Genomic DNA, 13,647 nt, shown 5'->3' with positions numbered 1-13,647 from the left:
TGAATTTGATAGCATGTTGTTGCGTTTATATCAGGTACTTCTTTACCTTATTCAACCTCTGATTTGGCTACGTCTTTTATTACGCAGCCGCAAAGCACCCGCCTATCGCAAACGGTGGGGTGAGCGCTATGGCTTTTGTCGAGGCAAAGTCGCGCCTCATGGCATTTTATTACACTCCGTTTCAGTGGGTGAAACACTTGCCGCTGTACCTCTTGTTCGTGCATTACGCCACCATTATCCCGATTTACCTATTACCGTCACCACCATGACACCAACAGGCTCAGAGCGTGTACGCTCTGCATTTGGTGACGATGTGTACCATGTCTACCTTCCTTATGATTTACCCGGCTCAGTTAATCGTTTTCTTACAACGGTTGATCCTAAATTGGTGATCATCATGGAAACAGAGCTGTGGCCAAATCTTATCTCACAGCTTTATCGTCGCAAAATCCCATTGATTATTGCTAATGCTCGCTTATCAGAGCGCTCAGCAGCGGGTTATCAAAAACTAGGTAGTTTTGTCAAAACGATGCTGAGAAAAATTACCTTAATTGCTGCCCAAAATCAGGAAGATGGCGAACGTTTTATTGCTTTAGGGCTAAAACGCTCACATCTGCATATTACCGGTAGCTTAAAGTTTGATATCTCGGTCACCCCTGAGCTCGCTGCTAAAGCCGTGGCACTACGTCGTCAGTGGGCAGCACATCGCCCTGTCTGGATAGCCACCAGTACCCATGAAGGGGAAGAGGCGATTGTCTTAGATACCCATAAAAAATTACTGGCACAATTTCCTCAACTGTTGCTGATTTTAGTTCCCCGCCATCCTGAGCGTTTTGCAAAAGCAGAGCAACTTACCCAAGAGGCCGGCTTTAAATATACCCTACGCAGTAGCGATGCTATTCCTGATGCACAAACCCAAGTGGTGATAGGCGATACTATGGGGGAGTTAATGTTGCTATATGGTATTGCTGATCTGGCCTTTGTTGGAGGCAGTTTAGTCGAGCGCGGTGGACATAACCCATTAGAAGCCGCAGCCCATGCCATTCCGGTATTAATGGGGCCTTATACTTTTAATTTTAAAAATATCTGTGCCAAGTTAGACCAAGCAGAAGGGCTAATTACCGTCACTGATAGTGACTCTATGGCGACGGCTATCGCCTCATTACTCAATGATGAAGACTATCGCCGCTATTATGGACACCATGCCGTTGAGGTACTTCATGAGAATCAAGGGGCGTTATTGCGCTTATTAACCTTACTCTCTCCTTATCTGCCACCACGGAGTCACTGATGAGTGAAAATAAACGTCTCTCGGTCGTGATGATCAGTAAAAACGTTGCGGATGTTATTGAAGCATGTTTAGACTCGGTACAATGGGCTGATGAAATTATTGTTTTAGACTCAGGGAGCGACGATGCAACTTGCCAATTGGCCCGTGAAAAAGGGGCTAAAGTATTTAGCAACACCCCATGGCCGGGGTTTGGTAAACAGCGACAATTAGCACAGCAATACGCCACAGGCGATTATATTTTTATGATTGATAGTGATGAGCGTATTACCCCTGAGTTAAAAGCCAGTATTCAAGCCGTGTTACAACAACCTGAATCGGGTGTGGTTTATAATTGTGCTCGCCGTAACCTGTTTATGGGTCGTTTTATGAAACATAGTGGTTGGTATCCCGATAAAGTAACCCGCCTTTATGCTCGTGAACAGTATCAATATAACGATAATTTGGTTCATGAGTCATTAGAAACCCAAGGCGCAACCATTAAAACTTTACCAGGGGATCTGCTGCATCTTACTTGTCGTGATTTAATCGAGTTCCAACAAAAACAGCTAAAATACGCTAAAGCATGGGCACAAGAGCGCAATCAGCAGGGTAAAACTACCCGTTATAGCGCTATTATTAGCCATACGCTGGGGGCGTTTTTTAAAACTTGGTTACTGAGAATGGGTATTTTAGATGGAAAACAGGGATTAATATTGGCATTTGTTAATGCACAGTATACCTTTAATAAATACGCCTCATTATGGGAACTTAGCCGGAAAAACCGTGAATATGAAAAATAAAGCTATCTACCCTGGAACCTTTGATCCCATCACCTATGGGCATATTGATATTCTCACTCGTGCTGCGGGTATGTTTGACACGGTGTTATTAGCTATTGCCGCCAGCGCCCGTAAAAACCCTATGTTTAGTTTAGAAGAGCGTGTCGCTTTAGCAAAAGAAGTCACCCAACACCTGCCGAATGTGGAAGTTGTCGGCTTTTGTGAGTTAATGGCGAATTTTGCTAAAAAACAGCAAGCGACCATTTTGATCCGTGGCGTACGCTCGGTTTCTGATTTTGAATATGAGTGGCAACTGGCGAATATGAACCGTCATTTTGCTCCAGATCTCGATAGTGTCTTTTTGTTGCCTTCACAAAATCTCTCTTTTGTTTCTTCTTCACTGATCAAAGATGTGGCACGTCATGACGGCGATGTATCGACTTTTTTACCTGAAGTGGTTGCTACAGCAATGCTACAAAAACTCGGTAAGCGTTAATCGGTTATTTCACCATGTTGGCAATGTCGGCAAAAGAAAGTGCTACGTTGCCCCTGCTTAATACTTTCAATAGTATGACCACAAATTAAGCACGCTTTATCTTTGCGCCCGTAGACAAATAGCTCTTGGGCAAAATAACCTGGTTTACCATCAGATTGTAGAAAATCTTTTAAGGTGGTTCCCCCTTGCTCTATCGAGCGAGTTAATACCGCTTTAATGGCATTAACCAATACGTCACACTCTTGCTCGGTTAAGCTACTGGCTTTTCTATCTGGCATGATCCCTGATGAAAAGAGTGCTTCATTCGCATAAATATTGCCGACACCCACCACCAGTTTGTTATCCATTAGCCATGGTTTGATGGCGATTTTTTTATTTTTGCTTTGTTGATATAAATATTGCGCGTTAAATTGCGCCGAAAGCGGCTCTGGCCCTAAATGGGCTAATACGGAGCTGGTGGCTAAATCTTCACACCATAGCCATGCACCGAAACGACGCGGATCGGTATAGCGTAGTACCTTGCCATCACGAAACACTAAATCAATATGATCGTGTTTCTCTTCAGGCTGCTCTTCTGGCAAGATACGTACACTGCCGGACATGCCTAAATGAACAATGATCCACCCTTGATTTAATTCAATTAACAGATATTTAGCGCGCCGTTTAACACTTAAAATCGGTTCATCCAGCAAGGTTTTGATTTTTTCAGAAACAGGCCAACGTAATTTACTGTTACGCACTATCGCGTAGTGCAAGATATTGCCCACTAAATGAGGCTCAATACCTCGGCGACTGGTTTCAACTTCTGGTAATTCTGGCACAAGTCACTCCATTATTGTCACTTGAGAAATACAGCGATAACATCATTTTTATTGTATGATGAGCCATTCATCCCCACAAACCGCTAGAGCAATATAACATAAAGGACAGTGGCAGCTTATTATGATGTTGTTTAAAGACGATAGTAAAAAATCTTTATGGAATTTATCCATTATTGGACTTTACATTATATTGATCTACTTACCCGATATCACTCGCTATAAAAATATAGTGATGGGGCTAATTGGTGCAACGGCACTTTGGTACCTGGTGCGTGATTTTCGCACTATTGGTCAGATTTTTAAAAATAATCTCGCCTATGCGCTGTTTTTCTTATTGCTCGCCATTGGCTATTCAGTGGTGATTTCCGTAGAGCCAGCACTGAGTCTAAAAGAGATTAATAAGCCGATTTTAAATGGCTTACTGCTCTTTGCTATTGCGTTTCCCATTGTATTGTATAAAGAAACACCTACGGCAATTGCAAAGATGGTGATGGTGTCATTCGCCATGGGGTTATTGGTGATTATGGCAAAGGAGTTGGTGCAGTATTATTTGGAATATCAGCAAAATCTTTTGCCTTTTACAACAAAAAGTCAATTAGCGCATAGAGAAATCTCTTATGCACTACTATTTTTCTTTCCTATTATACTGGCCTTATGGGCATTGAAAAAAAATCATTCGATAATTAATTGGCTTTTATTAAGTGTGGTTAGCCTATTATTTTTATTTGCAATTTTAGGCACATTAGCGCGCGGGGCTTGGGTCGCATTAGCGATTAGTACATTACTTATCTTAATCATTAATCGCCAGTGGATATTTACTTTACTCAGCATGGGTATCTGCGTTGCGCTCTTTTTCGGTGTAACACAATTACCTAATAACCAATTTATTAACGCCAAACTTAAACATAAACTATCGCAAACCAATAGCGGACTAAGATTTGATGGTGGTACCCAAGGCTCAGCCTTAGATTTAATCTTAGAACAACCTATTAAAGGCTATGGTTATGGTAATCAGCTTTACCATAATGTTTATAATCAGCAAGTAAAACAGCATAAAAACTGGGTCTTTAAAAAATCCATTGGCCCCCATAATGTATTTTTAGCTTTCTGGTTTGCCGGCGGTATTTTGGGGTTAATAAGTCTACTCTATTTCTGCGCGTCTTTTATCGCTCAAGGTATTCAATTGATCCGCAAAAATCAGGGGATTATTCGCCAAGCAGCGCTGGTGTTATTAATATCGTTTTTAGGGGTTTATGTACTACGTGGATTATTTGAAAATGCCTATATTAATCAAGTGGGTATTTTATTAGGGTTAATGTTAGCATTGCGCTATTCATTATTAAACCAGCCTTTAGATACACCGAAAAAAGAAGACAAATCCGTTAGCTAATCAGTTTATTGATGGTATGTAAAATCGTCTCTGCCCGTTTATCCCAGTTGTAATAATTTTCAACTAATGAGCGGGCGTGATTGATTTTCTCACTGGTACGTTGTGGCTCTTCTCTTAGTAATTTAATTTGTTGGGCAAAACTCTGCGCATCACCACTATCAGCAAAACTCACCGCTTTTTCATCCACCACATCACGAATTGATGGAAAATCTGAAATAACCACCGGTTTTCTCATCGCCATATATTCAAACAGTTTTAACGGAGAGGTGTAGCGACTACCAATACTGGTTAAGGTTAAAGGCAGCACACAAATATCATGTTGAGCAATCGCCTGAAAGCGTTGTTTAGGATCGATAAAACCAAGAAAGTTAACTTTCTCTTTTACATCCATCTCCTTAGCAAGCAATTGTAGCCCTTTAATTTGCTCAGCCGTTCCACCAGCAATATTCAGTCTAGCGTTATCCAGATATTTCATCGCTCGCATCATGGTGGGGATCCCTTTCCATTTATGCAAACTACCTAGATAAAGTACCTCTGTTACATTATTGGTCGTAGCGGTTATATCTCTATGGCTATCTTTGTTGCTATCTGCGGCATATAAATCCACCCCATCGGGTACAATAGTAATAGGCGTGGTTACTTGATATTGCGAAATAATATCGTCCCTTAACAGCGAGGTCAGCACAAATACTGCCGTTGCGCGACTGTATACTAACTTCTCCATTTTTAGCAGTTTATGGTATTTCAGGCGATTTTTTTTCGTTTCAAAAGAGTGCGACTCTGCAAAAGATTGCGCAAAAATCTCATGGCTTTCGAAAAAAAGCGGAATATCTGCATGGTTCTCAGCCAGATAGCAGGCCAGTTTTAAATTACGCGTAAATAGTGCATCAACAGGGTGTTGTTTTAACCAACGTGCAATTTGTAATGAAAATAGCTTTTGCGAATTAAAGGGAAAATACCATTTACGTCTGATATCTCTTAGCGCAATTAACCGCGCATTGCTATGAATATCACGCCCGAGAATATCGCTATCTCGATACTGTCCTTTGGGGGTGACTAGCGTCACTTGTGCACCGGCACGGGCAAACGCATCAACGTTTTGCAATATTTGCAATGAAGCCACACGCAAATCGGGAACGGGATAAGGATCAAGATAGGCGATTTTCATCATTCTGTTTTTAATGCCTGTAGTAATCGTTGTGCTGAATGTTGCCAAGTATAGTGAGAAGCAATGCGTTGGCGTGCATTTTCACCCATCGCTTTACCTCTATCCGGCAATGCCCGAAGATGGTTGATGGCTTTCACCATCGCGGTTACATCACCTGGGGTTACCAATAATCCTGCACTTTGCTCATTGCCTACCACCTCAGGAATACCGCCGATATAGCTGGCAATCACCGGTTTTCCACATGCCATTGCTTCTGCAATGGTGATCCCAAATGCTTCATCGCCGATACTCGGAAAAACTCCCGCGTCACAAGCGGCATAAAACTCAGGTAACATTGCGTGCTCAACGGGTTGATGAAAAATAACTTGTTCAGCAACACCTTTTACCATCGCTTTATTTTTTAATTGTTCCAGCGCATCACCCGCGCCGATGATCAGCAACTTAACGTCTTCATCTCGCAATTGGGCTATTGCATCAATAGCAACACTTAAGCCTTTCCAACCGACTACACGCCCCGCAAATGCCAATAAAAACGTAGGATCACTCACCCCAAGCTGTTGGCGCAAAGATGTTGTCATAGGCTTAAACTTTGCCATATCAACACCATTATAGATAACCGCAGGAAATTGTTTAAAATGTTGCTGAATTTGCCAAGCATTAAAATGGCTACACGCAACCCAGGCAGAGATTTTTTTCGCCAGTTTACGATCGCCTTTAAAAAAGCTGGTGCCACCACTCATATAACAAAAACGTGTCGAGCAAGATTTGGGCATCATTGCAGGCCAAAAGAAATCAAACGGCTTAGTTAAAATAACCCAATCAAAATTTTGTCGAATAACATCTTGTTTAGCATAGCGAGCAAAACTATAACGTTCAACAATACGACGAAAACGACCACCGAGATCGATAACTTTCTCTCTTGGTGTATAAGGATAGGTATGAATATGAATTTGTCGGCCTGCTAGTTCATGCCTGACATCACCATTGCCCCCATAAAGATGTACCTCATGTCCCGCATCATGTAACTGTTTGGCAAGCTCCCATACTGCGGTTTGGATCCCACCATAAGACATTGTGATTGTGACATCAATTAAGCCAATCTTCATGAGTTACTGTTTCACCTTTATTCCATTTAAAATATCGCTAACGGCATGCCAAACATTGGCGACAGAAATATCAGACATACTATCTTCACGACTTGCATCGGCTAACGCAATAGGATGTTGGATAATATGACAACATGAATGTTGTAATGGCGCTAAATAACATCCGGGATGATAGCTGTGATACATAGCTACCATCGGAATACCTAACGCGCCAGCTAAATGCGTCGGTCCTGTATCAACCCCGATATAGAGCGACAAATGCGCCATAATGGCAGCATTTTCGCGCATAGAAACTTGCCCTGCTAATGCCAAACAATGCTCAGTACCTATTTTTTTCGCCAGTTCAATGGCGACTTGTTGGCTCTCTTTCCCACCTAATAACAGAAAATAGGCCTGCTCGTCATGAGTCATTATCTGTTTGGCTAACTGCAAAAAGTGTTCTATAGGCCAATCTCGGTAAGCTTTGGCAGGAAAACTTTGTAATTGTAAGCCAATAATGTGCTTATTAATTAATGCATTACTCTCTATAAACTGTTGGGCAAATTGCTTTTCTTCTGAACTAATAGAGTAGCGTAATTGCCAATTGGTTGGGTAAATTCCTAACGCATTAATTAATAAAGCACGCTCTTTTTGTGCCACCATTAACTCTTTAGGGTAAGCCACCCATGTTATGTCTGATTGCTTTTGGTTATTTTCAGCAAAAGCCACTACATGTTGTGATTGACGGCGGGCATACTGCACTAATGAATGATCATTTCCATATACCAAAGCTAAATCATAAGGTTTATGGGGTAACCATCCTCGCCAACGGGCGCGCTTTTTCGAGAAAGGCTTAACACTAAACATATCAGGATTGTGCTGCAAGATGCAGGCACTGCGTTTATGCGCCAATACATGAATACAGGCATTCGGCCAACGCTCTTTTAGTGCGTGGATCACCGGCGTGATCAGTAACGTATCACCAAAACGCGCAATTGCTATAACCAATATGTTTTTTGGATCCATACACTTTTTATTTAGTTTAAATGATACATTTACTTTCCAGACTATACACTAAAAAGCATTACAAATATTCATAAACAGAATGAAAATATAACATCAGATACAGGATAATTAGCCCTTAGCGACTTTATAGGATATCAATTATCGTGATTTATCTTTAAGGCTAATGGCGTTAATAAATATTTTTTCCATTTTATCTAGCATGTTATCTAAACCAAACTGAGCTTTGGCATGGGCTAATGACGCTTGCCCCATTTGTTGACGTAACTCATCAGAGGCCATTAATTTAGCAAGGTAATTGATTAGGGTTTCTTGTACTTGAGGTGCCAATGTAAAACCAGTTTTACCATCAATCACCGCTTCACTAATTGCACCTACTGTGGTTGATACCACCGGTAATCCGCAAGCCATCGCTTGCATAATACCTTGTGGCACCCCTTCGTTACCAAAAGAGGGTAAGGCAAATAAATCCATTGCATTTAAGCAATCCGGTACATCATTGCGGTTGCCTAAGAAAAAGACGCTCTCTTCTAACCCTGCAAGTTTAACCATTGGTTGTAAATTTTTACGTTGTGGGCCATCTCCGACGAGAAGTAGTTGCCAGTCAGGAAATTGCAGATGCAATGTTTTCCATGCTTCTATTAGGTATTTATGTCCTTTCCATACCCGCATTGTTGCCACAATCCCTAATGTAGGTTTATTAGGCACACCTATTTTTTCTCGTGCTTGCTGTTTATTTTGTGGCGAGAATTTTTCTAAATCGATCCCCGTAGGAACTGAGGTCATTTGACTGAGCGGAAAACGATTATATTGATGTAAGGTTTGGCGTAATTTTTCACCGGTAGTGACAATATGGGCACTTGAAGACAGGTAGAGCCAACGCGTGGGCAGTGAACGAGATACATCGGTAGATACATGGCGAGTACGTACTATGGCAGGAGAGTGGCGTAATGAAGCACAAGATAGCGCAACTAACCAAGCATCTGTCGAGCTATGGGTATTAATCACATCAAATTGCTGACGATGGACTTTTAACCAATTACGCAATGCCATCAGTGCAGATCCGCGTTTTTTTTCAATCGGTAATGTGACAACCTCAATACCATAGTCAGGGGCTGCTTTGGCAATTTTTGAGTTTGGACAGCAAACCAGTGTCACATGGTGCCCTCTTTGCACCATGCCTTGAGATTCTGTCAAAATGCGGATTTCTTGACCACCCCAACCACAAGACGACTCTGTATGTAAGATAGATAACACCGATTTACTCATCTGCAACTATTCACTCGATAGATAAAAAGGGCACTAGTATAACGAAAGAGTCAATAAAGATCATAATAGCTTTACTTTGTTATACTTAGCGCAAGCCAGATAACAAAAAACCCGACGCTAAGGTCGGGTTTTTTTTCAGAGAACTAAAATTATTTAATTTTAGCTTCTTTATAAGTCACATGCTGACGAACAACTGGATCGAATTTTTTCATTTCCAGTTTTTCTGGCATAGTGCGTTTGTTCTTCGTAGTGGTATAGAAGTGACCTGTACCAGCAGAAGAAACGAGTTTAATTTTCTCGCGAATACCTTTAGCCATTTTTCAGCTCCTTAGTACTTCTCACCACGGGCACGTAAATCTGCTAATACAGATTCGATGCCTTTCTTATCGATCACACGCATACCTTTAGCAGATACACGCAGAGTTACGAAACGTTTCTCAGACTCAACCCAGAAACGGTGAGAGTGCAGGTTTGGCAGAAAACGGCGTTTAGTCGCGTTTAATGCGTGAGAGCGGTTGTTTCCACTCACAGGACGCTTGCCGGTAACTTGGCAGACTCGGGACATGTCTATTCTCCAAAAATCTAATCAGCTCGAGCTTTAGTATCAGGTTTGGCCGCCTCGTCAGGCTTTGGAGCCCATCTCAGCAACTTTTAACGATTGAAAAACTGTGTAAACACCTCAGAAAAAACTTGCTGAGATAGGCTCTTCTCGCCAAACCCAAGATCCTCAAAGGTGGCGTAGTATACGCCCAATGGCCTCAACGCTCAAGACCCGTACAATAAAGATTGTCAATAATTTTAAAAAATATTGGCTATAACCAACCTCGTTCAGCAAAAGAAACACAGTTATCATGCCCTACCACAAGGTGATCAAGCACTTTTATACCGACTAATTGACAAGCTGTAAAAATTTTTTCTGTTATTTGCTTATCGGCAAGACTTGGTTCAGACAAACCTGAAGGATGGTTATGGGCTAAAATAATCGATGCTGCGTTCTTTTTAATCGACTGGCGAATAATTTCTCTGGGGTGAACTTCAACACGATCCACCGTTCCTTTAAACATTTCCTCACAATCGATCATTTGGTTTTGGTTATCTAAAAATAGCACGACAAATACTTCTCTATCACGCCAATTAAGTCGTTTTTGCAAATAACTTTTGGTTTCTGCGGATGAGGAGAGGATATTTTTATGCATAAACTTTGTTTTAATAAAGCGTTGAGCCATCTCATTAATGGCTTGTAATTGGGTAAATTTACCCACGCCTATCCCCTTAAAACAGCCTAATGTTTCATAATCCGCATTGATCACATGATAGAGAGAACCACACTTTCTAAGTAAAAAGTCTGCTAATTCTAATACCGATTTTTCATAGGTGCCTGTACGTAAAAAAATGGCCAATAACTCTGCATCCGTTAACGATTCTACACCATGCAACAGCAGTTTTTCTCTCGGTAAGAGTGTCTCTATGGTTGCGTTTTCCATTCTTTGTGCTCTCCCTTTTCGCCAAGCATTTAAACATCAATACGTTATAATTGGCCTATCTTGTTATTTTATATTTCAATTATTTAATTTTATCTTTCATGCAATATTTATCACAAAACAACTGTTGTTATATACAGTTAATTTACTATAAACTGTACAAGTTGAATGAAAAAGCCACAGATAAAATTTGTGCGAGGTAATACACAATAATTTATTTTATAAAACATCGTATTACATAGAATGCCTAACTCTGGCTTAGCTTGTGGTAAAATTATGGACATTTATTTATGCAATTAGGCATTTCATCATGACTACACTTCACGACAAAAAGATTATTCTGGGTATCAGTGGTGGTATTGCGGCCTATAAAGCGCCTGAGCTAGTCCGTCGTTTACGTGATAAAGGCGCTATTGTGCGCGTCGTTATGACGCCTGCAGCACATGCCTTTGTCACCCCGTTATCGCTACAAGCGGTATCAGGCTTCCCTGTTGCGGATGATTTGCTTGATCCTGCCGCAGAAGCCGCAATGGGACATATCGAACTAGGAAAATGGGCTGATCTGATTTTATTAGCCCCTGCTACCGCGGATTTGATTGCTCGTTTACGCATGGGGATGGCAAACGATCTGTTAACCACACTCTGTTTAGCCAGTGCAGCACCTATTGCGATTGCCCCAGCGATGAATCAACAAATGTATCGTGCGGCGATTACACAAGAAAATTTAACGGCTTTGGCACAACGAGGTTGTCTTATCTGGGGGCCTGACTCTGGTAGCCAAGCCTGTGGTGATGTAGGACCCGGTAGAATGTTAGATCCTCTTGAATTGGTGGCATTAGCTGAGCAACAATTTGCGACTCAACACGATTTTAAAGGTAAAAAAATCACCATTACCGCAGGCCCAACACGTGAAGCCTTAGATCCAGTACGCTTTATCAGCAACCATAGCTCAGGAAAAATGGGCTTTGCTATTGCGCAAGCGGCCGCTCAACGGGGGGCAGAAGTAACACTCATTGCCGGCCCTGTCACATTGCCGACACCTGCTTGTGTTAAACGTATCGACGTCGAAAGTGCCCAAGAGATGTATCAACAAGTGATGGATATTGCGCCATCCCAAGATATTTTTATTGGTTGTGCTGCCGTTGCCGATTATCGAGCCAAACAGGTTGCCCCTGAAAAAATTAAAAAACAAGGTGATGAAGTAACGATAACTATGATAAAAAACCCCGATATTGTTGCCAGTGTCGGAAAAATGGTTGAGCATCGCCCATTTGTTGTCGGATTTGCAGCCGAAACCCAGAATGTGGAAGAATATGCCCGCCGTAAACGAGAACAAAAACAACTCGATTTAATCTGTGCTAATGATGTATCACTAAAAGATGCTGGTTTTAATAGTGATAACAACGCATTACACCTTATCTGGGCAAATGGAGAAACGCGTTTACCGCATAGTAGTAAAACGCAACTGAGTCATCGCCTACTTGACGAGATAGCCAAACATTATGATGAAAAAAATTGACGTTAAAATCCTTGATCCACGAATTGGACAAGAGTATCCACTCCCTGCGTATGCAACAACAGGCTCTGCTGGTTTAGATTTACGTGCTTGCCTTGATGCTCCACTGGTATTAGCACCAGGACAAACTGAGCTGTTACCTACAGGTCTTGCTGTACATATTGCTGATGAAGGGTTAGCGGCAATGGTGCTTCCTCGCTCAGGCCTCGGTCATAAACATGGGGTGGTACTCGGTAACTTAGTAGGATTAATTGACTCTGATTATCAAGGTCAACTGATGGTATCGGTATGGAATCGTGGTCAACAAGCGTTCACTATTGAACCCGGCGAACGTATTGCCCAGATGGTTATCGTACCTGTTGTTCAAGCAGAATTTAATATTGTAGAAGATTTTACGGCAACAGAGCGTGGTACAGGCGGTTTTGGACACTCTGGTCGCCAATAAGCACGACGTCTTGCATTTATTTTAATATCAATGACGATATCACTCCCTTTGCACTAACACTTTTATTTAGTGCAAAGGTTTACTGATTTGTTTTGCTTTTAGCAGGGGCCTTATCAGTCATGGCAGAAGAAAAAGAAACCAAAAAGAAACGCAGAAATAGACGGGATGAAATACTACAATCACTCGCTCAAATGTTGGAGTCTAGTGATGGTAGTCAACGTATTACTACAGCCAAATTAGCGGCTACCGTTGGGGTATCTGAAGCAGCACTTTATCGACATTTCCCCAGTAAAACAAAGATGTTTGATAGCCTAATTGAGTTTATCGAAGATAGCTTAGTTTCGCGTATCAACTTGATTTTAAAAGATGAGAAAGAAACTATCGCGCGCATTCGCCTTATTCTTATCTTGATCCTTGGCTTTGCAGAGAAAAACCCTGGGCTATCTCGCATTCTTACCGGACACGCATTAATGTTTGAGCAAGATAGATTACAAGGGCGTATTAACCAATTGTATGAGCGAATTGAAGTACAACTTCGCCAAGTGATTAAAGAGCGTAAAATTCGCGAAGGAAGTGCCTTTTTACATGATGAAGCATTACTCGCTTCACAACTGCTTGCGTTTTGTGAAGGTATGCTAGCACGTTTTGTACGTACTGAATTTCGTTATCATCCTACACAAGAATTTGAAGCACGTTGGCCATTAATTCAGGCGCAATTACAGTGAGCAAGTAACAATGAAAGAGTGGACTCGTGACTTAACTCAATAATTTGAAAATGACATATATGCCGTTTTTTTCTTATTTGTGTTAACATGCGCTCTATTGATATCAGAGTATCTAAATAGATTTACTGGGAATGGCACTAAGCGATCCCCAATCTGTGACAGTGGCAACGCGCCTTGTC

Annotated in this window: 15 protein-coding genes; 7 read left to right on the top strand and 8 right to left on the bottom strand. The window is 41.5% G+C overall.

Going from position 1 to position 13,647, the window contains the following annotated elements; genetic code table 11:
- The first annotated feature begins 13 nt into the window (after positions 1-13).
- The 3 genes from waaA to coaD are packed head-to-tail and all read left to right on the top strand — an operon-like array spanning position 14 to position 2,545.
- Positions 14-1,291: a lipid IV(A) 3-deoxy-D-manno-octulosonic acid transferase gene (gene waaA / locus AACU95_RS12155; protein WP_004246472.1), complete on the top strand. Its 1,278-nt coding sequence runs from the start codon at positions 14-16 to the stop codon at positions 1,289-1,291.
- Positions 1,291-2,070, top strand: a complete 780-nt coding sequence (locus tag AACU95_RS12150; RefSeq protein ID WP_036908582.1) for a glycosyltransferase family 2 protein — start codon at positions 1,291-1,293, stop codon at positions 2,068-2,070. Before waaA ends, AACU95_RS12150 begins: the two co-directional genes overlap by 1 nt.
- Positions 2,060-2,545, top strand: a complete 486-nt coding sequence (gene coaD / locus AACU95_RS12145) for a pantetheine-phosphate adenylyltransferase (RefSeq protein WP_004246474.1) — start codon at positions 2,060-2,062, stop codon at positions 2,543-2,545. Before AACU95_RS12150 ends, coaD begins: the two co-directional genes overlap by 11 nt.
- On the opposite strand, the gene mutM is transcribed toward coaD, so the two are convergent.
- A complete protein-coding gene (gene mutM / locus AACU95_RS12140) occupies positions 2,542-3,366 on the bottom strand; it encodes a bifunctional DNA-formamidopyrimidine glycosylase/DNA-(apurinic or apyrimidinic site) lyase (protein WP_020946521.1) in 825 nt (274 codons plus the stop codon). The genes coaD and mutM overlap by 4 nt on opposite strands.
- Positions 3,367-3,487: 121 nt before the next feature.
- Between mutM and rfaL the strand changes: the two genes are divergently transcribed.
- Positions 3,488-4,756, top strand: coding sequence for an O-antigen ligase RfaL (gene rfaL, locus AACU95_RS12135; protein ID WP_087726301.1), 1,269 nt, complete (start codon positions 3,488-3,490; stop codon positions 4,754-4,756).
- On the opposite strand, the gene AACU95_RS12130 is transcribed toward rfaL, so the two are convergent.
- The 7 genes from AACU95_RS12130 to radC all read right to left on the bottom strand — a co-directional run bounded on the left by AACU95_RS12130 (position 4,749) and on the right by radC (position 10,785).
- Positions 4,749-5,927: a glycosyltransferase family 4 protein gene (locus AACU95_RS12130; protein ID WP_004249939.1), complete on the bottom strand. Its 1,179-nt coding sequence runs from the start codon at positions 5,925-5,927 to the stop codon at positions 4,749-4,751. The two genes, rfaL and AACU95_RS12130, sit on opposite strands and share 8 nt — an antisense overlap.
- Entirely contained in the window at positions 5,924-7,030 is a 1,107-nt protein-coding gene (locus AACU95_RS12125) for a glycosyltransferase family 4 protein (RefSeq protein WP_004246479.1), read from the bottom strand. The genes AACU95_RS12130 and AACU95_RS12125 overlap by 4 nt, the downstream gene beginning before the upstream one ends.
- A gap of 3 nt (positions 7,031-7,033) precedes the next feature.
- Positions 7,034-8,035: a glycosyltransferase family 9 protein gene (locus tag AACU95_RS12120; protein WP_124740810.1), complete on the bottom strand. Its 1,002-nt coding sequence runs from the start codon at positions 8,033-8,035 to the stop codon at positions 7,034-7,036.
- A gap of 138 nt (positions 8,036-8,173) precedes the next feature.
- Positions 8,174-9,301, bottom strand: a complete 1,128-nt coding sequence (locus AACU95_RS12115; protein WP_012368651.1) for a glycosyltransferase family 4 protein — start codon at positions 9,299-9,301, stop codon at positions 8,174-8,176.
- A 149-nt stretch (positions 9,302-9,450) separates the two neighbouring features.
- Complete coding sequence (gene rpmG, locus AACU95_RS12110; protein ID WP_004246483.1) at positions 9,451-9,618, bottom strand: 50S ribosomal protein L33; 168 nt, start codon at positions 9,616-9,618, stop codon at positions 9,451-9,453.
- Between the two features lie 11 nt (positions 9,619-9,629).
- Entirely contained in the window at positions 9,630-9,866 is a 237-nt protein-coding gene (rpmB, locus tag AACU95_RS12105; RefSeq protein WP_004246485.1) for a 50S ribosomal protein L28, read from the bottom strand.
- A 247-nt stretch (positions 9,867-10,113) separates the two neighbouring features.
- The gene (radC, locus tag AACU95_RS12100; protein ID WP_004249942.1) at positions 10,114-10,785 is read right to left on the bottom strand and encodes a RadC family protein; all 672 of its coding nucleotides are present in this window, start codon (positions 10,783-10,785) and stop codon (positions 10,114-10,116) included.
- Between the two features lie 307 nt (positions 10,786-11,092).
- On the opposite strand from radC, the gene coaBC reads away from it, so the two are divergent.
- The 3 genes from coaBC (at position 11,093) to slmA (ending at position 13,468) form a co-directional block, all read left to right on the top strand.
- Entirely contained in the window at positions 11,093-12,301 is a 1,209-nt protein-coding gene (coaBC, locus tag AACU95_RS12095) for a bifunctional phosphopantothenoylcysteine decarboxylase/phosphopantothenate--cysteine ligase CoaBC (protein ID WP_020946516.1), read from the top strand.
- Entirely contained in the window at positions 12,285-12,743 is a 459-nt protein-coding gene (dut, locus tag AACU95_RS12090) for a dUTP diphosphatase (RefSeq protein ID WP_004246490.1), read from the top strand. The genes coaBC and dut overlap by 17 nt, the downstream gene beginning before the upstream one ends.
- Before the next feature lie 119 nt (positions 12,744-12,862).
- The gene (gene slmA / locus AACU95_RS12085; RefSeq protein ID WP_004246491.1) at positions 12,863-13,468 is read left to right on the top strand and encodes a nucleoid occlusion factor SlmA; all 606 of its coding nucleotides are present in this window, start codon (positions 12,863-12,865) and stop codon (positions 13,466-13,468) included.
- The last annotated feature ends 179 nt before the right edge of the window (positions 13,469-13,647 follow it).

It is taken from the genome of Proteus sp. G4415 (assembly GCF_963896075.1).
Classification (GTDB): Bacteria; Pseudomonadota; Gammaproteobacteria; order Enterobacterales; family Enterobacteriaceae; genus Proteus; species Proteus mirabilis.
This window is presented reverse-complemented; position numbering and strand designations above follow the sequence as displayed.